This window comes from Leisingera daeponensis DSM 23529 (assembly GCF_000473145.1).
GTDB classification, from domain to species: Bacteria; Pseudomonadota; Alphaproteobacteria; order Rhodobacterales; family Rhodobacteraceae; genus Leisingera; species Leisingera daeponensis.
Window position 1 is genome coordinate 1,925,233 of the sequence record NZ_KI421500.1, and the last position, 19,992, is coordinate 1,945,224.

Annotated in this window: 13 protein-coding genes and 2 rRNA genes (1 of these 15 only partly in view); 5 read left to right on the plus strand and 10 right to left on the minus strand. The window is 64.1% G+C overall.

What is annotated here, in order from left to right; translation table 11 throughout:
• Positions 1–64 precede the first annotated feature (64 nt).
• On the plus strand, positions 65–400 hold the full coding sequence (locus tag DAEP_RS0109800; protein WP_027244528.1) for a carboxymuconolactone decarboxylase family protein: 336 nt from the start codon (positions 65–67) through the stop codon (positions 398–400).
• Positions 401–423: 23 nt separating this feature from the next.
• On the opposite strand, the gene DAEP_RS0109805 is transcribed toward DAEP_RS0109800, so the two are convergent.
• The gene (locus DAEP_RS0109805; protein ID WP_245595075.1) at positions 424–1,275 is read right to left on the minus strand and encodes a LysR family transcriptional regulator; all 852 of its coding nucleotides are present in this window, start codon (positions 1,273–1,275) and stop codon (positions 424–426) included.
• Positions 1,276–1,374: 99 nt separating this feature from the next.
• Between DAEP_RS0109805 and DAEP_RS0109810 the strand changes: the two genes are divergently transcribed.
• Positions 1,375–1,965, plus strand: a complete 591-nt coding sequence (locus DAEP_RS0109810; RefSeq protein WP_027244530.1) for an HD domain-containing protein — start codon at positions 1,375–1,377, stop codon at positions 1,963–1,965.
• A gap of 196 nt (positions 1,966–2,161) precedes the next feature.
• On the opposite strand, the gene DAEP_RS0109815 is transcribed toward DAEP_RS0109810, so the two are convergent.
• Positions 2,162–3,055, minus strand: coding sequence for a LysR family transcriptional regulator (locus DAEP_RS0109815; protein ID WP_027244531.1), 894 nt, complete (start codon positions 3,053–3,055; stop codon positions 2,162–2,164).
• A gap of 111 nt (positions 3,056–3,166) precedes the next feature.
• On the opposite strand from DAEP_RS0109815, the gene DAEP_RS0109820 reads away from it, so the two are divergent.
• On the plus strand, positions 3,167–3,790 hold the full coding sequence (locus tag DAEP_RS0109820) for an FMN-dependent NADH-azoreductase (protein ID WP_027244532.1): 624 nt from the start codon (positions 3,167–3,169) through the stop codon (positions 3,788–3,790).
• A gap of 98 nt (positions 3,791–3,888) precedes the next feature.
• Here the strand turns inward: DAEP_RS0109820 and DAEP_RS0109825 are convergent, their stop codons facing one another.
• The 5 genes from DAEP_RS0109825 to DAEP_RS0109845 all read right to left on the minus strand — a co-directional run bounded on the left by DAEP_RS0109825 (position 3,889) and on the right by DAEP_RS0109845 (position 11,839).
• Positions 3,889–6,396: a GcvT family protein gene (locus tag DAEP_RS0109825; protein WP_027244533.1), complete on the minus strand. Its 2,508-nt coding sequence runs from the start codon at positions 6,394–6,396 to the stop codon at positions 3,889–3,891.
• Between the two features lie 219 nt (positions 6,397–6,615).
• Positions 6,616–6,954: a hypothetical protein gene (locus DAEP_RS24225; protein ID WP_008556623.1), complete on the minus strand. Its 339-nt coding sequence runs from the start codon at positions 6,952–6,954 to the stop codon at positions 6,616–6,618.
• A 556-nt stretch (positions 6,955–7,510) separates the two neighbouring features.
• Positions 7,511–8,914: an FAD-binding oxidoreductase gene (locus tag DAEP_RS0109835; protein WP_027244534.1), complete on the minus strand. Its 1,404-nt coding sequence runs from the start codon at positions 8,912–8,914 to the stop codon at positions 7,511–7,513.
• Between the two features lie 106 nt (positions 8,915–9,020).
• Entirely contained in the window at positions 9,021–10,811 is a 1,791-nt protein-coding gene (ggt, locus tag DAEP_RS0109840; protein ID WP_027244535.1) for a gamma-glutamyltransferase, read from the minus strand.
• A 41-nt stretch (positions 10,812–10,852) separates the two neighbouring features.
• Entirely contained in the window at positions 10,853–11,839 is a 987-nt protein-coding gene (locus DAEP_RS0109845; RefSeq protein WP_027244536.1) for a 2-hydroxyacid dehydrogenase, read from the minus strand.
• 217 nt (positions 11,840–12,056) lie between these two features.
• On the opposite strand from DAEP_RS0109845, the gene DAEP_RS0109850 reads away from it, so the two are divergent.
• Together DAEP_RS0109850 and DAEP_RS0109855 are read left to right on the plus strand one after the other, a co-directional pair.
• The gene (locus DAEP_RS0109850) at positions 12,057–12,554 is read left to right on the plus strand and encodes an SH3 domain-containing protein (RefSeq protein ID WP_008553631.1); all 498 of its coding nucleotides are present in this window, start codon (positions 12,057–12,059) and stop codon (positions 12,552–12,554) included.
• 294 nt (positions 12,555–12,848) lie between these two features.
• Positions 12,849–15,062, plus strand: coding sequence for an NADP-dependent isocitrate dehydrogenase (locus DAEP_RS0109855; protein ID WP_027244537.1), 2,214 nt, complete (start codon positions 12,849–12,851; stop codon positions 15,060–15,062).
• 80 nt (positions 15,063–15,142) lie between these two features.
• Here the strand turns inward: DAEP_RS0109855 and DAEP_RS0109860 are convergent, their stop codons facing one another.
• The 3 genes from DAEP_RS0109860 to DAEP_RS0109870 all read right to left on the minus strand — a co-directional run.
• Positions 15,143–17,050 carry a methyl-accepting chemotaxis protein gene (locus DAEP_RS0109860; RefSeq protein ID WP_008555273.1) on the minus strand — a complete coding sequence of 636 codons (1,908 nt, stop codon included), beginning with the start codon at positions 17,048–17,050 and terminating at the stop codon, positions 15,143–15,145.
• Between the two features lie 301 nt (positions 17,051–17,351).
• Positions 17,352–17,466 (minus strand): 5S ribosomal RNA (gene rrf, locus DAEP_RS0109865).
• Between the two features lie 210 nt (positions 17,467–17,676).
• Positions 17,677–19,992 (minus strand): 23S ribosomal RNA (locus tag DAEP_RS0109870); it runs 515 nt beyond the window's last position.

The following is a 19,992-nucleotide window of genomic DNA, read 5'->3' on the forward strand; positions in this document are numbered from 1 at the left end:
GGCCGCTGGACTCTGCCGCCCATACACCTTCAATAATGCGAATGTATCATTGAGGGAACAGCAGATGGACTGGCACGAGAAACTGCAGGGCACCCGCGCGGGCCTGCGCAACCTGAACGGGGCGATCCCGGAAGCCGCCCAGGCCTTCGGCGCGCTTGGCAAGGCGGTGAAACAGGGCGGCGTGCTGGAGTTCAAGCAAAAAGAATTTGTCGCCCTGGGCATCGCGGTCGCGCTGCGCTGCGAGGATTGCATCGGCCTGCATGTGGAGGCGCTGGTCAAATCCGGTGCCAGCCGCGCCGAGGTCGGGGATGTGCTGGCGATGTCGATCCAGATGGGCGGCGGCCCGGCGATGATGTATGCGGCCAAGGCGATGGAGTGTTTCGATCAGCTGACACGCTGAATTCCGCGCCGGGCTTTTCTTCCCTAGCCGCTGCCGCGCACCTCCTGCAGGCCCCGCACCACCTGGCGTATATGCTCCAGCGCCGGGTTGTCCGGCACATAGAGCGCGCGGCAGCTGAGGTTGATCTCCGGTGCGCCCTCAACCGTGTGCAGCGTCCCCGCCGCCAGCGCCTCTGCCGCCATATAGGCCGGAAAATATCCCATGCCGCCGCGCTTTTGCAGGTAGCGCAGCCCCATCAGCGCGTTGCCCAGCACGATGTGCTGGCGGCTGCGGCGGGGCAGAACCTCGCGCAGCCGGGCGTCATACTCGCTGCCGAATTCCAGGTTGATGAACAGTGGCAGCGGGTCCTGCCCCAGCCGCAGCGGCTGGTCCGCCAGCAGCACCAGCCGCTCCGGCGGCAGTTCCTCCGCCACCAGGCCGGTGCCCGCGGGCACCTCGTTGACGATCGCCAGATCCAGCAGGCGGCGCGCCACCGCCTCGCCCATATTCATCGCGTGGTCATAGTTCAGCGTGAAGGGCACCGTGCCCTGCTCCGCTTCCAGCCAGACCGCCACATCCACCAGCACCGGATCCCAAACCGACAGCTGCGCCCCCAGCCGCAGCGGCACTTGGCCAGCCAGGCTTGCCTTCAGGTCGCCGGAGACGAACTCCCACGTCCGCATCATCTGCTCGGCATAGGGCATGAACTGCCGACCCGCCTCGCTCAGCCGGGTGCCGCCGGGGCCGCGCTCAAACAGCGCCACGCCCAGGCGGTCCTCCAGCGCCTTGATCCGGGCGCTGACCGCCGTCTGGGTCACGTTCAAGGCCCGCGCCGCACCGTGAAAGCTGCCGCAGGCCTCAATCGCCAGGAAGGTCTCAAAGGAATTGATCTGCATGGTGATCAATATTTCCGATCAGCCTGAGCAATTCAATTCGTTTTCCTGCTCAAACGGGACCAGCTAGGCTGCCAGCAGATCAACCGAAGGACACGCCCCATGCTGGACAAAAGCCACAAACCGACCTGGACCAGTTTCACCGAAGCCACGCCCGAGGACTGGGCGGCAGTGGAGAAATACGAGGAGGCCTACAATGCCGCCCTGCCCGAGCGGATCCTCGCCGCGGTCCGCTCGCTGGACGAGGACTGGACCCCCTATCCGGTGAACCGCTACCAGCACAGCCTGCAGGCCGCGACCCGCGCCTGGGAGGATGGCGCCGAGGATGAAATCATCGTGGCCGCTCTGGTGCATGATGTCGGCGACATCCTGTCGCCCTACAACCACGGCGAGCTGTCGGCGGCGATGATGAAGCCCTATGTCAGCGAGAAGACCTACTGGATCCTCAAGCATCACTGCGTGTTCCAGGGCTTCTACTACAACCACCATTTCGGCGGCGACCGCAACGCGCGGGACAAATACCGCGACAGCCCCTATTGGGAAGACTGCCGGTATTTCTGCGAAAAATACGACCAATCCGCCTTTGACGCTGCGTATCCGACCAAGCCCTTGGAGTTCTTCGAGCCGATCCTGCGCAAGGTGCTGTCACGCGGCTGGGGCCATATGGAGCTGGCGGAGACCGCCGGCGGCTGACCGCGGCGGCCCTGCGCCGCGCCCGGCGCGCCGCCACGGGGGCCAGGCAGGCCGCGCCGGCGGCGCGGCCTGCCTGGCCCAACGGGAACCTTCGGATTTCATATCCGGACGGTGACGGGCGGGAGAGCAATGTCCGCAGCCAATCAGAAAGGCGTCCGCCGCAGGCTCCTCAACCGGATCCGGACTGGCCGCCGGTTCAGGGCTTTGGCAGGCGGGCCGTCAGGAAATCCACAAAAGCACGTGTTTTCGGCTCCAGCTGGCGCCGCTCCGCATAGACCGCGCTGACCGGCGTGCCTGCGGGAAGAGAAACAAATTCCGTGAGCAAGGGAACAAGACTGCCATTGTCCAATTGCTCCCGGACTGCCCACCCGGGCATCATCACGACCCCGCATCCGGACACCGCCAGCGCCTTCAGAAACGCCAGCCCGTTGGCTTGAACCGGACCGCTGACCGGAACATCGCAAGGGCCGTCCGGCGTGTCAAACCGCCAGAACGAAGGGCCGGCGGATGTGCGGAACGACAGGCACTGATGCCCTGACAGATCCGAAGGGTGCGCCGGCCTGCCCTGCGCCTTGAGATAAGCCGGGCTGGCATAGAGCTGCGAGTGGCTATCAAACAGCTTACGGGCGACCAGACTGGAATCCTTCAGCTGCCCCATGCGGATTGCCAGGTCGATCCGGCCTTCCACCAAATCCGCAATGGGAGAGGAGAACAGCAGCCTCACCTTCACCTCCGGATGCGCGCGCAGAAACTCGGGCAGAAGCGGTGAAATCAGGGCCACCGCCAGATCCGGCTCAACCGTCACCGTCAGCACCCCGGCCGGTGCGCCGGTCATGCGCGCGATCCCGCTGCGGGCGGCGTCCATCTCCTCGGCAGCGCGCTTTGCATGGCGGTAATACAGTTCACCAGCCTCAGACAAGCTCTGCTTCCGGGTTGTGCGCTGAAACAGCCGTGCGCCCAGGGCGCTCTCAAGCTGCTGGATCTGGCGCGCCACCGACGACGGCGCCATCCCCAGAACACGAGCCGCCGCCGAGAAGCTGCCCTCCTCAACCACGCAGACAAACAGAGAGATGCTGGCGCCCTGAATCATTTGTGCAATTTGCGCACAAGTGCTTTGCGATTCAATCCATTTTTGCGGGTTGGTTCCGCCCTCATATTGCACTCGTCAAAGACAGTCATTCCCTCAGACAGGAGACATGAGATGACCAAACTGCTGTTTATCAAGGCATCGCCCCGCGGCGATGAATCCAAGTCCACCGCGGTGGCTAACGCCTATCTTGCTAAGCTGCAGGCGCAGGACGCCCAGCTCGAGGTGGACGTTCTGGATCTGTCCGCCGAAACCCTGCCGGACTTTGATGGCAACAAGGTTGCCGCCAAGATGAACATCATCACCGGCCAGGACCAGGATGCCTCCCAGCGGACTGCCTGGGACGAGATTACCACCATGGCTCATCGCTTCATCAGCGCCGACATCTACCTGATCGCCTCTCCGATGTGGAACGGCAGCATCCCCTACAAGTTCAAGCAGTACATCGACCTGGTGCACCAGCCCGGCCTGCTGTGGGGTCTTGACCCGGAAAAAGGCTACTTCGGCCTGCTGGAAGGCAAAAAGGCCGTGCTGGCCCTGACCAGCGGAGCCTACGGCCCGAACATGCCTTCGCCTGCCTTCGGCGTGGATTACCAGTCTGCCTACCTGAAGTTCTGGCTAAACCAGGCCGGTGTGGAGAATATCGAAGAAATCCGTTTCCAGCCCACGCTGCTGACAGCAGATCCGGAGGCCGGCTTCCAGGCCGCGGTCGCCGAAGCGGAAAAACTGGCGTCCTAACGACCGCAGGGGCGGACAGGCCGCGCTTGGCTGGCCGCCGCCCCCCCAAAAAAGCCCCGGCGCAATCGCCGGGGCTTCCTTGTTTCATCGCTCTGGCCTCAGCCGTTCTGGCGGATGGTCTCGTTCTTCGGGTCATAGGGGCTGTCGCAGGTGACGACCGCATCCCACAGTTTGTCCTGCATCTTGACCTGCAGCTTGGTGCCTTCCACCGCGTGCTCAGGCTTCACATAGCCCATGCCGATGGATTTCCCGAAGGCCACCGAGTAGCCGCCGGAGGTCAGGCGGCCCACACGGGTGCCGTCTTCGGCATAAAGCGCCTCGCGGCCCCAGGGATCGGCATCGGCGGGGCCGTCGATCAGCAGGGTGCAGCACTTCACGCGGACACCGGTCTCAACCAGCTTGTCCTTGCCGTGGAAGTCCTTCTCCAGGTCGACAAAGCGCGGCAGGTCGGCTTCCAGCGGGGTCGCGTCGCGGCCCAGCTCGTTGCCGAAGGCACGGTAGGATTTCTCCTGGCGCAGCCAGTTCTGCGCGCGCGCACCCACCAGCTTCATGCCGTGCTTCTCGCCAGCTTTCTCCAGCAGGTCGAACAGGTAGTTCTGCATCTCGATCGGGTGATGCAGTTCCCAGCCGAGTTCACCGGTGTAGGCCACGCGGATCGCATTGACCGGGCACATGCCCAGTTCGATCTGCTTGGCCGACAGCCAGGGGAAGCGCTTGTTCGACAGCGCGGTTTCCGGATCGGCGTCGACGATCACCTCTTTCAGCACATCGCGCGACTTGGGGCCCGCGATGGCAAAGACGCCCCACTGGGTGGTCACGTCCTGGATTTCGATGTAGCCGAACTCCTCCATCTTGTCCTCGGCCGCCTTGCGCAGGAAGTCGGCGTCATACTCGGACCAGGCACCGGCGGAGACCAGGTAGTAGTTGTTCTCGCCGTTGCGGACGATGGTGTATTCGGTGCGGGTGGTGCCGAAAGCGGTCAGCGCATAGGTCAGGTTGATGCGGCCGATCTTGGGCAGCTTGTTGCAGGTGAACCAGTCCAGGAACTGCGTCGCACCGGGCCCCTTGACGACGTGCTTGGTGAACGCGGTCGCGTCGATCAGGCCAACGCCATTGCGCACGGCTTTCGCCTCTTCCACGGCATACTGCCACCAGCCGCCGCGGCGGAAGGAGCGGGCGTCGTGGTCGAAGTTTGCCGGGGCATCGACGGGGCCGTAGTAGTTCGGGCGTTCCCAGCCGTTGACCCAGCCGAACTGTGCGCCGCGGGCCTTCTGGCGCTCGTAGGCCGGTGCGGTGCGCAGCGGACGGCAGGCTTCGCGCTCTTCGTCCGGGTGGTGCAGGATGTAGACGTGCTCATAGCACTCTTCGTTCTTGCGCGCCGCGAACTCGGTGGTCATCCAGTTGGAGGAGTAGCGTTTCGGGTCGAGCGACGCCATGTCGATCTCGGCTTCGCCGTTGACCATCATCTGCGCCAGGTAGTAGCCGGTGCCGCCAGCGGCGGTGATGCCGAAAGAGAAGCCTTCCGCCAGCCACATGTTGCGCAGGCCCGGTGCCGGGCCGACCAGCGGGTTGCCGTCGGGGGTGTAGCAGATCGGGCCGTTGAAGTCGTCCTTGAGGCCGCTTTCGGCGCAGGACGGCACGCGCTCTGCCATCGCCATGTACTGCTCGGCGATCCGGTCCAGATCCAGCGGGAACAGGTCGGCGCGGAAGCTGTCCGGCACGCCGTGCTCGAACTGTGCGGGCGCGCCGCGCTCGTAGATGCCCAGGATCCAGCCGCCGCGCTCTTCGCGGGCATAGGATTCGTTGTCGGCGTCGCGCACGACGGGGTGCTCGGGGTTGCCCGCTTCACGCCATTTGACCAGCTCGGGGTCCTTGTCCATGACGATGAAGGTGTGCTCGACCGGGATCGCAGGCATCTTGATGCCCAGCATCTTGGCGGTGCGCTGCGCGTGGTTGCCGGAGGCGGTCACGACGTGCTCCGCAGTGATCACCACCTGCTCGTCGGACGCAACCAGGTTGCCGCCCTTTTCGACCATCTTGGTGCAGGTGACTTCCCAGTGGGTGCCGGTCCAGTGGAAGGCATCGGCCTGCAGCTTGCGGACGATCTCAACACCGCGCTGGCGGGCGCCCTTGGCCATCGCCTGGGTCACGTCTGCCGGGTTAATGTAGCCGTCCTCGGTATGGTAGATCGCGCCCTTCAGGTCGGAGGTCTCGATCAGCGGCCAGCGCTCCTTGATCTGATCCGGGGTCAGCCACTCGTATTTCACGTCGCAGGTTTCCGCGGTGGAGGCATAGAGCATGTATTCGTCCATGCGCTCCTGGGTCTGCGCCATGCGCAGGTTGCCGACCACGGCGAAACCTGCGTTCAGGCCGGTTTCCTCTTCCAGGGTCTTGTAGAAATCGACCGAGTACTTGTGGATGTGGGTGGTCGCGTAGGACATGTTGAACAGCGGCAGCAGGCCGGCTGCGTGCCAGGTCGAGCCGGAGGTCAGCTCGTCACGCTCGATCAGCATGACGTCTTCCCAGCCGGCCTTGGCCAGGTGATAGGCAATCGAGGTGCCGACGGCGCCGCCGCCAACAACAAGTGCTTTGACTTGGGTTTTCATTCTCCCGCTCTCCAGCTTTGTGAGATTCTTGGCGACGGTTATGCCTGCGCATTGAAATCCGCGCAAAATCAGGCCGACGCAAAAACAGCCAAAACCGACCTTGCGCGCCACAGCATACCGGATTCTGGCCGCAGCACCGCCGGAAATCGCGTCTTACCGCGCAGCAAAAAGGGGGCTGGCGCCCCCTGATGGTTCCCGATCAGACTGTTCTGGCGCCTGTCAGCAGTCCGCAACATTGCCGCGGCGGATGCAGACGGGCGGCGGGGCCTCCTGGCTGTCCTGCGCTTCGGCGGCCTGTGCGCCGCCTGAAAGCAAGCGCTTGCCATAGCTGGCGGCCTCCCCCCAGACCGACGGAACCTCTCCGTCCTGTTGCCCGGCCAGAAGGGCGATGTCCCGGGTCCGGGCGCGGGCAAAACGCTCCTGCACGATGGTGCCGTAATCGGTGGCGCTGAGATCGCCCCAGCTGAGGCCCGCGTCGCGGGTCTGGATATGGTAGTCATAGCCGATGACCGCCTGGGTGCTGAACACCAGGATACCCATTGCTTTCTTCAATGCCATGCCGCTCTCCGGTTCCGCAGGAATGCTTTGCTGCCATCCCAGATCAGGACCTGGCGCAGAATTGCGGCAGCTTTCCGGCTTTTCGGGGAAGAGTGCGATGCAAGCGCTTCAGTCCGGCCAGGGCCCCTGCCCTGCCGGCTGCTGCTGCGTTCTGCCTGCTCTGATCATCCTGTGCTGATCATCCGGTGCTGCTCTTGCAGGGCGCAAGGATAAGGATGGCGGCGCCGCCAAGGGGGCGGAGGCGGGACGGGAGGGATTCTCCCGCACGCTGAACGTCGTTTTTGCGTGCCCGTGCCAAAGGGCCCTGTTCCATGGTGCCAGGGGTGTCAGGCCCGGCAGTGACCGCGATCAGGGGGCAGTATGGCAGCCGGGGTTTAAAATGCGGTGACACGGGCGTGCGCCGGGGGCGCAACCCCCAAGGCGGCGCGCTTGCCGCTGCCGCTGCGCAGTGAGTATTTCTGGAAAGATGAAGGCGCAGGGCCAGTGTTTTCATCTTTCCCCAAATACTCAAATCCCACTGCCGGCCCGGAGCGGGCCGCTGGCGGGTGCCTGCGGTTCAGATCTCCAGGATCTTGCCCGGGTTCATGATGTTGTCCGGATCCAGCGCCGCCTTGACCGCCGCCATATAGCGGGTTGCCGGGCCCAGTTCCTTTCGCAGATAGGGGCGCTTGCCCTGGCCGATGCCGTGCTCGCCGGTGCAGGTGCCGTCCAGGGAAATCGCCAGATCGTTGAGCCAGCCGACAAACTCATCCGCCTTCTGGCGCTCGATCTCGCTGTCCATGTCGATCAGCAGCAGCGCGTGGAAGTTGCCGTCGCCCACATGGCCGACGATCGGCGCCATCAGACCCATGCCCTCCGCCTTGTCCCGCGCAGCGCCGACGCATTCCGCCAGCTTGGAGATCGGCACGCAGACATCGGTGGAGATCCCCTTGGCGCCCGGGCGCAGCTGCAGGCTGGCCCAGTACATGTCATGGCGCGCCTGCCACAGCTTGTTGCGCTCCTCCGGCGTCGAGGTGGCGGCAATGTCAAAACCGCCGAACTCTTCGGCGATGGAGGCAAACATGTCCGACTGCTCCACCACACCCGCGTCCGAGCCGTGGAATTCCAAGAGCAGCAGGGGCGTTTCCGGCAAGTCCAGCCCGGAATAGGCATTGGCGGCGCGCACGCTGAGCGCGTCCAGCAGCTCGATCCGGGCGACGGGGATGCCGTACTGGATGGTCATCATCACCGCGCGGCAGGCCTCGTCCACGGTGCGGAACGAACAGCGGGCGGAGCGGATCGCCTCCGGGATGCCTTGCAGCTTCAGGGTCAGTTCGGTGATCAGGCCCAGGGTGCCCTCGCTGCCGATCAGGAGCCGGGTCAGGTCATAGCCGGCGGAGGATTTCTTGGCCCGCTGTGCGGTGCGGATCACGCCGCCGTCGGCCATCACCGCCTCCAGGCTGAGCACGTTGTCCTTCATGGTGCCGTAGCGCACCGCGTTGGTGCCGGACGCCCGCGTCGCCGCCATGCCGCCAAGCGAGGCGTTGGCGCCGGGGTCGATCGGGAAGAACAGGCCCTGATCGCGCAGGTAGGTGTTCAGCTGCTCGCGGGTGACGCCGGGCTGCACCACCACGTCCAGATCCTCGGCATGGACCGCAAGGATCTTGTCCATCCGCATCATGTCGATGCAGATGCCGCCGGCGGGCGCGTTCACATGGCCCTCCAGCGAGGTGCCGGTGCCGAAGGGGATGACCGGCACGCCGTATTCGGCGCAGACCGCGACGATCTCCGACACTTCTTCGGTGGAGGTGGGGAACACCACCGCGTCGGGCGCCTGATTGACAATCCAGGTGGTGGTATGGCCGTGCTGCTCGCAGATGGCCTGTCCGGTCTGCAGCCGGCCGCCGAAACGCTGTTTCAGCGTTTCGATTGCGGCCTCGATACCGGCCTCGTTGCGCGGCAGTGAGGTGGCTTGCACCATGGTCGGTCTCCCCAGAAAATTTCACCTGTTAACCTACGCGCCGCTGCCGGAGTTCAGCAATACCCAGAACCCCGTAGGCCCGGCGCGCAGGCCCGGCGGAACATCCTCAGCCGCCTAGGGCAATCCCCTCGCGACGCGGGTCGGCGGCGCCTTTCAGCCCCTCGCCGATCTCAATTGCATGCAGGCCGGAGGTCAGGTCGCGGGCGTCCACCTCATACCCCAGCTCTGTCAGCGCCTCCGACAGGTCCTCCGCGCTGGTGCCGGCCTCAAGATCATAAGTGCCGAACCGGTTGACCAGATTCGGCAGCGCCAGCGCCTCCTGGATGTTCAGGCCCCAGTCGGCCCAGGCGATGATGGATTTCGCCACATAGCCGATGATGCGGCTGCCGCCGGGGGAGCCGATGGCCAGCACCGGCTTGCCCTCGCGCAGCACAATCGCCGGCGCCATGGAGGAGCGCGGCCGCTTGCCCGGCTCCAGCCGGTTGGCAATCGGCACGCCATTGGCATGGGTCCGGAACGAGAAATCCGTCAGCTCGTTGTTCAGCAGGAAACCGCCCGCCATCAGCCGCGAGCCAAAGGCGTTTTCAATCGTCGTGGTCATCGACAGCACGTTGCCGTAGCTGTCCACGATGGAGATATGCGAGGTCGAGGGCAGCTCGATCGACTCGTCATCCGCCAGCTCCGGCACCAGGCCTGCATGGTCGAACTCGGGCGATCCCGGCGACACCTCTGGCAGCGCGTCATCGCCCTGCAACAGCTCTGCCCGGCCCGCCAAGTAGTCCGCCGCCACCAGCCCGTGGGTGGGCACCGGCACAAAATCGCTGTCGGCCATGTAACGGCCGCGGTCGGCAAAGGCGAGGCGGGAGGCGTCGCCGATCAGCCGCCAGGCCTCGGCGCTGTCCGCCCCCAGCGCAGCCAGGTCATAGGCGTTCAGCATCCCCAGGATCTGCCCCACGGTCAGCGCGCCGGAGGACGGCGGCCCCATGCCGCAGGCCTCGAAATCGCGGTAGGCGACACAGACCGCCGCGCGTTCCTTGACATGGTAGAGCGCAAGATCGGTGGCCGACAGCACCCCCGGGTTGCCCTCGGCTGTGGTGACGGCGCGGACGATCTCAGCGGCGATGGATCCGGAATAGAACGCCCCGGCCCCCTCCTGCGCCAGCGCCCGCAGGGTTGCGGCATATTCGGGGTTAAGCAGCGTGGCCCCGTCCTGCACCGGCACGCCCTCCGGCAGGAAATAGGCGGCGGTGGCCGGGAACCGCGCCAGCCGCTCGGCATCGCGCTCCACCAGCCCGGCCAGGCGCGGCGAGACGGCAAAGCCCTCCTCCGCCAGCCGGATCGCCGGTTCAAACAGCGACGGCCAGTTGGACCGCCCCCAGCGGCGGTGCGCCGCCTCCAGCAGGGCGGGCGTGCCCGGGGTGCCGACAGAGCGGCCGCCGACAACCGCGTCGAAGAACTCCAACGGCTCGCCGTCTTCGTCCTGGAACAGCGTCGGCACCGCAGCCAGCGGAGCGGTCTCGCGCCCGTCCAGCGTCGTCACCTCGCCGGTGGCGGCATCGTACCAGACCAGAAACGCGCCGCCGCCAAGGCCCGAGGATTGCGGCTCCACCAGCCCCAGCACGGTCTGCACCGCCACCATCGCATCCGCGGCGGTGCCGCCTGCGCGCAGAACCTTGGCGCCGGCCTCTGCCGCGTGCGGGTTGGCTGCGGCGACCATCCAGTTCTCCGCCTCCACCGGGCGGCCTGCGGCCTTGGCCTCCAGCGCGGCGGCCACTTCCGGGGAAATCGCCTCGAACGGGCCGGCAGTTGCCGCTTCGGGCGCGACCGCGTCGGCTGCGTCCTGTGCGGCGGCGGATCCGGCGGCAAGCGCGGCAGTGGCCAGAATCAGATACTTCATGAAAGGTCTCCCCTAAATTTCCGGCCAGCCGCCCCGGACGCTTACAACATCGACGGCACCACCTGATCCGGCGGCCGGTGGCCGTCCTCGAACGTCTTGATGTTCAGCAGCACCTTTTCGCCCATCTCGATCCGCCCCTCGATGGTGGCCGACCCCATATGCGGCAGCAGCACCACATTGGGCAGCTCGCGCAGCCGCGGGTTGATGTCGGTGCCGTGCTCATAGACGTCGAGGCCCGCGCCCGCGATCTCTCCGGCGCGCAGCATCCGGGTCAGCGCCATCTCGTCGATCACCTCGCCGCGCGAGGTGTTCACGATCACCGCCGAGGGCTTCATCAGCTTCAAGCGCCGCGCGTTCATCAGGTGGAAGGTCGAGGGCGTCGACGGGCAGTTCACGGAGATCACATCCATCCGTGCCACCATCTGATCGAGGCTGTCCCAATAGGTGGCCTCCAGCTTCTCCTCCACCTCGGGGCGGAGGCGGCGGCGGTTGTGGTAATGGATCTGCATGCCGAAGGCCGCGGCGCGTTTGGCCACCGCCTGGCCGATCCGGCCCATGCCCAGGATGCCCAGACGGCGCCCGGCAATGCGCCCGCCCAGGAACGCGGTCGGCGCCCAGCCCTGCCAGTCGCCCTTCTGCATCACCGTCAGCCCTTCGGGCATCCGGCGCACCACCGCCATGATCAGCGCCATCGCCATGTCGGCGGTGTCATCGGTCAGCACCCCGGGCGTGTTGGACACCAGGATGCCGCGCTGGCGGGCTGTGGCGACATCAATGTGATCCACCCCCGCGCCGTAATTTGCGATCAGTTTCAGCCGGTCCCCCGCCTGCCCCAGCAGCCCCGCATCAATGGTGTCCGTGACCGTGGGCACCAGCACATCGGCATCCTTCACCGCCGCCGCCAGCTCGGTCCGGGTCATCGGTGTGTCATCCTCGCGCAGGCGCACATCAAACAGCTCGCTCAGCCGGGTCTCCACAGGTTCCGGCAACCGTCGCGTAACGACAACACTCAGTCGGTCTCTTGGCACTTGTGCTCTCCCTTGGGCTTTTCAATCCGCACGCCTCCATGGCATCGTGGCGCAGGACGCGGGAAGGCACAAGAACCCAAGCGCATTCCCTCGCCCGCAGGCCGGTATTTTACCGCCGCGGCCGGGGGCAACAGAAAACGGGCAGAAGACCGGGACAGCAGGCTGGGACCAGCCTGGCCGGGCAAGAAGAGGCGATCAGGCAGTGAGACAAGCGGCAATGGCCATCCGCCATCTGGCGGCAGCAGCGGTATCCCTGGCGCTGGCAGGCGCCGCCTGTGCCGCCGAATCCCGCGGGCCTGTCACCAACCTCCCGCTGCCCCGCTATGTCTCGATGAAGGCGGCCACGGGCAATGTGCGCCGCGGCCCGTCGCTCACCCACAAGATCGACTGGGTGTTCAAACGCCGCGGCATGCCGCTGGAGATCACGGCTGAATACGGCCATTGGCGCCGGGTGCAGGACCGCGACGGCGCCGGCGGCTGGGTGCATTACGCGCTGCTCTCTGGCGTGCGCACCGTGCTGGTGGAGGAAGACATGCTGACGGTCCACGCCCGCCCCGACACCCGCGCGCCGGTGACGGCTGCCTTTGAACTGGGCGTGGTCGCCCGCCTCGGCGAATGCGAAACCGAGTGGTGCGAGATCTCGGCCGGCGGCTACAGCGGCTGGGCGCCCAAGAAAAAGCTTTGGGGCGTCGCCCCGGACGAGCTGCGCGAATAATACCTCCCGCCGTTTTCATTTTTCCCCAAATACTCCGGGGTGAATTGGGCCAAAGGCCCAAAAGGGGCAGCGCCCCTCCCTTCTGCCGCGGCAATCCGCGCGCGCGTCTGATGCGCCAAACCATTGCACCCGCAGCAATGGTGTTCTACATGAGAGCCGTACCTATGGCTGCCAAAGCCGGTTCCGGCCCGGTTTCCCGGGCCCCGCTTCGGCAGCACCGGAATACCCAAACCGGCGCGGCCCTGCTGCGCTGAAGACATCAAAGCCTCCGAGATCGCTGAAAGGTTGTGGAACATGGCAGAAAATCAAACCCCGGACATATTGTATACCATTGTAGACGAAGCGCCCGAACTGGCCTCGGCATCTTTCCTGCCGATCATCCGCAAGTTCGCCGCCGCCGCCGGTGTCTCTGTCGGCACCAAGGATATTTCGCTGGCCGGCCGCATCCTCGCCGCCTTCCCGGAAAACCTGACCGAAGAGCAGCGCCAGAGCGACGACCTGGCAGAGCTGGGCGAACTGGTGAAAACCCCGGACGCCAACGTGATCAAGCTGCCCAACATCTCCGCTTCGGTGCCGCAGCTGGTGGCCGCGGTCACCGAGCTGCAGGGCCAGGGCTATGACATCCCGAACTACCCGGAAGAGCCGAAGACCGCGGAAGAAAAGTCCATCCGCGCCCGCTACGACGCCATCAAGGGCTCGGCGGTGAACCCGGTCCTGCGCGAAGGCAACTCCGACCGCCGCGCCGCCAAGGCGGTCAAGAACTTCGCCCAGAAGAACCCGCATTCGATGGGCGAATGGTCCGCGGACAGCAAGACCAAAGTGACGTCGATGCCGGGCAACGACTTCTATGCAAATGAGAAATCCGCGACCATCACCGCCGCGCAGGCGGGTGACGCGAAGATCGAATTTGTGGCCAAGGACGGCACCGTCACCGTGCTGAAGGACAGCTGGCCGCTGGCAGAGGGCACCGTGGCCGACGCCACCTTCATGTCGGCCAAGGCGCTGTCGGCGTTCCTGAAGGACGCCATCGAGGACACCAAGGCGGACGGCACCATGTTCTCGCTGCACCTCAAGGCCACCATGATGAAGGTCTCCGACCCGATCATCTTCGGCCACGCGGTCAAGGCCTGGCTGGCACCGGTGTTCGAGCAGTTCGGCCCGCAGCTTGAGGCCCTGGGCGTCGACCCGAACTCCGGCCTTGGCGACCTTCTGAACCGCGTCAAGGGCAACCCGGAAATCATGGCCGCCATCGACGCCGTGCGAGCCGAGCGCCCCGCCATGTACATGGTCGACAGCGACAAGGGCATCACCAACCTGCATGTGCCCTCCGACGTGATCATCGACGCCTCGATGCCCGCGGTGATCCGCGCCGGCGGCAAGGGCTGGGACGAGAACGGCACCAAGGGCGACACCAACTGCGTGATCCCCGACAACTGCTATGCGCCGGTCTATGACGAGAGCATCAAGTTCTTCAAGGAAAACGGCGCGCTGAACCCGGCCACCGCCGGTGCCGTCGCCAACGTCGGCCTGATGGCCCAGAAGGCTGAGGAATACGGCTCCCACCCCACCACCTTCGAGGCGCCCGCCGATGGCACCATCCGGGTGGTTCTGGCCAATGGCGAGACGCTGCACAGCCATGAGGTTGAAGCGGGCGACATCTGGCGCTCCTGCACCGTCAAGAAAGCGCCGATCGAGAACTGGATCCAGCTGGCGCTGGACCGCCAGCGGCTGACCGGCTCCGAGGCGATCTTCTGGCTGGACGCTAACCGCGCCCATGACGCCGAGCTGATCAAATACGTGCAGCCGGCGCTGGAAGCCGCGGGCGTCGCGGACAAGTTCCTGATCCTGGCGCCGCGCGAAGCCACCCGCCAGAGCCTCGAAACCATCACCAAGGGCGAGGACAGCATCGCCATCACCGGCAACGTGCTGCGCGACTATCTGACCGACCTGTTCCCGATCCTGGAGCTGGGCACCTCGGCCAAGATGCTGTCGATCGTCAAGCTGATGAACGGCGGCGGCCTGTTCGAGACCGGCGCCGGCGGCTCTGCCCCGAAACACGTGCAGCAGCTCGTTGAGGAAAACCACCTGCGCTGGGATTCGATGGGTGAATTCTGCGCGCTGGGGGAATCGCTGAACTTCCTCGCCGACAGCAAGGGCAACAAGAAGGCCGGCGTGCTGGGTGCCGCGGCTGAGGACGCCACCCAGGGTATCCTCGACCACAACCGTTCGCCCTCGCGCAAGGCGGGTGAGCCGGACAACCGCGACAGCCATTACTGGTTTGCCCGCTACTGGGCCGAAGCCCTGGCAGCGCAGACCGAGGACGCGGAGCTGGCGGCGCATTTCGCCCCCATCGCTGAGGAACTCGGCGCCAAGGAAGAGCAGATCATCAGCGAACTGGCGGCAGCCCAGGGCGGCGCCGCCGACATCGGCGGCTACTACAACCCGAGCGCAGAGCTGAAAGCCAAGGTGATGCGCCCCTCGCAGACGCTGAACGCGATCATCGGCTGATCCGTCAGCACCGCACCAAACAGAAAACGCCCGGGGTCATCCCCCGGGCGTTTTTTTTTCGTTCCGGCTGCCGGCAGAGGTCAGAAGTCCTGCCAAAGGTCCCTGGCGGCATTGCCTTCGGAAATTGCGGCAGGCTGCGGCGTGGCCTCCATATCCCAGTCGCTGGGCCCATGCGCGGTCGGCGCTGGCGCCGCGGCAGGCCGGGCCGGGACAGCCGCGGCCCGTGCCGGAGCGGCCGCGCGGGTGCCGTGGATCTTGAAGTGGGCAACCAGCCCGGTCAGCCGGGTGGCATCTTCCTTCAGCAACTGGCCGGCAGCGGTGGATTGCTCCACCATGGCGGCGTTCTGCTGGGTCACCTGGTCGAGCTGGGTGACACCGGTGTTGATCTCGTTGAGGCCGGTCGACTGTTCCGCCGCCCCTTCGGCGATGCCGGACACCAGTTCCGAGATATGGTTGACCTGCGACACGATGCTTTGCAGCGCCTCGCCCGCCTTGCCAACCAGCTCCACGCCGCGCGCCACCTGGCCGGAGCTGTTGCTGATCAGGGTCTTGATCTCCATTGCGGCGTCCGAAGACCGCTGCGCCAGCGCCCGCACCTCGGAGGCCACCACCGCAAACCCGCGGCCCGCCTCGCCGGCTCTTGCCGCCTCGACCCCGGCATTCAGCGCCAGCAGGTTGGTCTGGAAGGCGATATCGTCGATCACGCCGATGATCTGGGAAATCTGGTTGGAGGACTGCTCGATCTCGGTCATGGCCGACACCGCGCTCTGCACCACCTCGCCGCTGGTTTCGGCTTCGCGCTTGGCCTCCTCCATCGTCGCCTCGACGCTGCGGGCGCCCTCGGCGGCGGATTTGACCGACGCGGTCAGCTCGTCCAGCGCCGCCGCGGTCTGTTCCAGGGTCGCGGCCTGGCTCTCGGTGCGGTGCGACAGATCATCCGAAGCCTGGCTGATCTCACCCGCGCCGCTGCGGATGCTGTCGGCGGCGGCAATCACCTGCTCAACGGTCTGGCTGAGGGTCTGCGCGGTGCTGTTGAAGTCACGGCGCAGCTGCTCGTATTCGGCGGGGAAGGTTTCGGTGATCTGAGCGGTCAGATCGCCATGCGACAGGTCGGACAGCTTGCTGCTGAGGGCCTCCACCACGCCGCTGCGGGTGGCCTCGAGCGCTTGCTGCTCCTGCTCCATGTCCTTCTGGCGGATCAGTGCCTCGCGGAACACATCCACGGCCCGGGCGATTTCACCCAGCTCGCTGCGCGCGCCAGCCGAAGGTATTCCGCTTTCGGTGTCGCCATCGGCCAGGCTGGTCATCCGGCTCTTCAGGCCATTCAGCGGCGCGGTCACGCTGCGGGTGATGAAATAGGCCGCCACAGCCAGCAGCAGCAAGCCGCCGCCCAGAACCGCCAGAGACTTGTTGCGCATCGCCGCCACGTCCGCTTCGATATCAGAGACATAGGCGCCGGTACCGACAATCCAGCCGAACGGCTCAAAGGCCTGAACGTAGCCGATCTTGGCCTCGATCACGTCGGAGTTGGGCTTCTTGAAGTAATAGGTCAGCTCCCCCGCCCCTTTGGCGGCAGCGATCTTTTCCAGCTCTTGAAACACCTTGATGCCGGTCACATCCTCGTAACCGCCCTGGTTGGTGCCGACCCAGTCCGGCACCGTGGGATGCGCCTGAACCACCAGGTCATGGTCAAAGACAAACACATAGCCGGAGTCGCCAAAGCGCAGCGCGGTCAGCCGCTCGCGGCCGATATCGAGGGCCTGTTCCGGGGTGAACCGCCCGGTGCGGGTCCCTTCATCCAGGTCGCGCAGCAGGCTGACCGCCGCATCGGTGACATTGTGCAGTTCCTTGTAACGCATTTCGTAAGCGTTGTTCACGGCCTGGTTCAGCATCAGGAACGTGAGCACGGCAGTCAATCCAAGCGCGAGCACGGCCAGCGAGTAGATACGGACGGGCAGACGGTAGAGAAAAGCGGGAAGTCGGGGCATGTTTGCAGAGCCTTCGTTGCAGGTCTATTGCCAACCTGTTTTAGGTGCCAGTCTCTAACAAACGTTTACTCCGAAGCTCCCTGAAGGGAGGTTGCCGCCGTTTTCCGCGGGATTTTTGCCGCATTTTGAGTGGAATCCGGAAAAGCTGCGGCCTGCCGTCCGCGGCGGTGCGTCTTGGCGGTGCGGGTCTGTTGCATGGCGCGGGAGTTCCCTGCCTTGGAACGCAAAACCCGCCGCTGGCGGGGTGCGCAGCGGCGGGTTTTGTTTAATGATCGTTATGAGAGGTATTGGATTTTACTAGGTTTGGCGGTGACCTACTCTCCCAGGGCTTGAGCCCAAGTACCATCGGCGCGACAGTGCTTAACTTCCGGGTTCGGGATGGGACCGGGTGTTTCACTTGTGCTGTGGCCACCAAACCAAGAAAAATCCAATACCGACGGCCTTGGGTATCAAGGCATTCGAGGGGCAGGCAGCGCATTTGTTTATGGGATGCGCTTTCCGGCCCTGCTGCTGTGTCACCGCCTTGTGGCGGCAGGCACGGCAGCCTGCGTCGGTTACAATCAACGTTGTCCGTTTTTTTGGGATGGTTTGCTTGTTTGGCCATGTAACACTGTCTGTTACTGGATCAAATCAAGCCTATCGGGCGATTAGTACCGGTCAGCTGAACGCATTGCTGCGCTTACACCTCCGGCCTATCGGCGTGGTGGTCTTCCACGGCCCTCAGGGATACCTTGTTTTGAGGGGGGCTTCCCGCTTAGATGCCTTCAGCGGTTATCCTGTCCGATCATAGCTACCCAGCACTGCTATTGGCATAACAACTGGTCCACCAGTGGATCGTTCACCCCGGTCCTCTCGTACTAGGGGCAACTCCTCTCAAGTATCCTGCACCCACGGCAGATAGGGACCGAACTGTCTCACGACGTTCTAAACCCAGCTCACGTACCTCTTTAAACGGCGAACAGCCGTACCCTTGGGACCTGCTCCAGCCCCAGGATGAGATGAGCCGACATCGAGGTGCCAAACACTGCCGTCGATATGGACTCTTGGGCAGTATCAGCCTGTTATCCCCGGCGTACCTTTTATCCGTTGAGCGATGGCCCTTCCACGCGGGACCACCGGATCACTATGGCCGACTTTCGTCTCTGCTCGACTTGTCAGTCTTGCAGTCAGGCTGGCTTCTGCCATTGCACTCAACGAGCGATTTCCGACCGCTCTGAGCCAACCTTCGCGCGCCTCCGTTACTCTTTAGGAGGCGACCGCCCCAGTCAAACTACCCGCCACGCAGGGTCCCGGATCCGGATAACGGACCGCGGTTAGACATCAAGAGTGCGAAGGGTGGTATCTCAAGGGAGGCTCCACCGGGACTTGCGTCCCGGCTTCGATGCCTACCACCTATCCTGCACATCACAATCCTGATGCCAGTGCGAAGCTGTAGTAAAGGTGCACGGGGTCTTTCCGTCTAACCGCGGGAAGCCTGCATCTTGACAGGCAATTCAATTTCGCTGAGTCGATGTTGGAGACAGCGGGGAAGTCGTTACGCCATTCGTGCAGGTCGGAACTTACCCGACAAGGAATTTCGCTACCTTAGGACCGTTATAGTTACGGCCGCCGTTTACCTGGGCTTCAATTCGGAGCTCTCACCCCTCCTTTTAACCTTCAGGCACCGGGCAGGCGTCAGACCCTATACGTCGCCTTACGGCTTCGCAGAGCCCTGTGTTTTTAATAAACAGTCGCCACCCCCTGGTTTGTGCCCCCGGATCCAAGTTGCCTTGAACCCGGGCCTCCTTCTCGCGAACTTACGGAGGTATTTTGCCGAGTTCCTTCAACATCGTTCTCTCAAGCGCCTTGGTATGCTCTACCAGTCCACCTGTGTCGGTTTAGGGTACGGTCTGATGGAGGGCTATTTCCAGGAACCAATCAGCGGCCCGCCCAATCCGATAAGGGCGAACAACCTTCATGATCCGTCACATCCTCCTGGCCCACGAATATTAACGTGGTTCCCATCGCCTACGCCTTTCGGCCTCGGCTTAGGGGCCGGCTTACCCTGCTCAGATTAGCTTTAAGCAGGAACCCTTGGACTTTCGGCGAGAGTGTCTCTCACACTCTTTGTCGCTACTCATGTCATCATTCTCGCTAGTGATCTCTCCACCGGATGGCTCACGCCCCGGCTTCATCGAAAGCTCCTTGCGTCCAATCTTTCCCGGAGGAAAGTAAGGACGCATGGAACTATGTCACACTACGCTCTGCTACCATGCCCTATGGGCATCCTCGGCTTCGGCTCATGGCTTGAGCCCCGTTACATCTTCGCCGCAAGACATCTTAATTAGACCAGTGAGCTGTTACGCTATCTTTAAAGGATGGCTGCTTCTAAGCCAACCTCCTGGTTGTTTTGGACGTCTCACCTGCTTTCCCACTTAGCCATGAATTGGGGGCCTTAGCCGGAGGTCAGGGTTGTTTCCCTCTCCACGACGGACGTTAGCATCCGCCGTGTGTCTGCCATCTAGTACTCCCGGGTATTCGGAGTTTGGTTAGGATCAGTAAGCCTGTGGGGCCCCATTACCCATCCAGTGCTCTACCCCCCGGGGTATTCGGATGACGCTCTACCTAAATAGATTTCGCAGAGAACCAGCTATCTCCGAGTTTGATTGGCCTTTCACCCCTAGGCACAGCTCATCCCGATCCTTTTCAACGGATGTGGGTTCGGTCCTCCAGTGCGTGTTACCGCACCTTCAACCTGGCCATGCCTAGATCACTCGGTTTCGGGTCTGATCCCACGAACTCATGCGCCCTATTAAGACTCGCTTTCGCTGCGCCTACACCTAGCGGTTTAAGCTTGCTCGTGAGACCAAGTCGATGACCCATTATACAAAAGGTACGCTGTCAGCCCTCAAGGGGCCTCCAACTGATTGTAGGCGTTCGGTTTCAGGTACTGTTTCACTCCC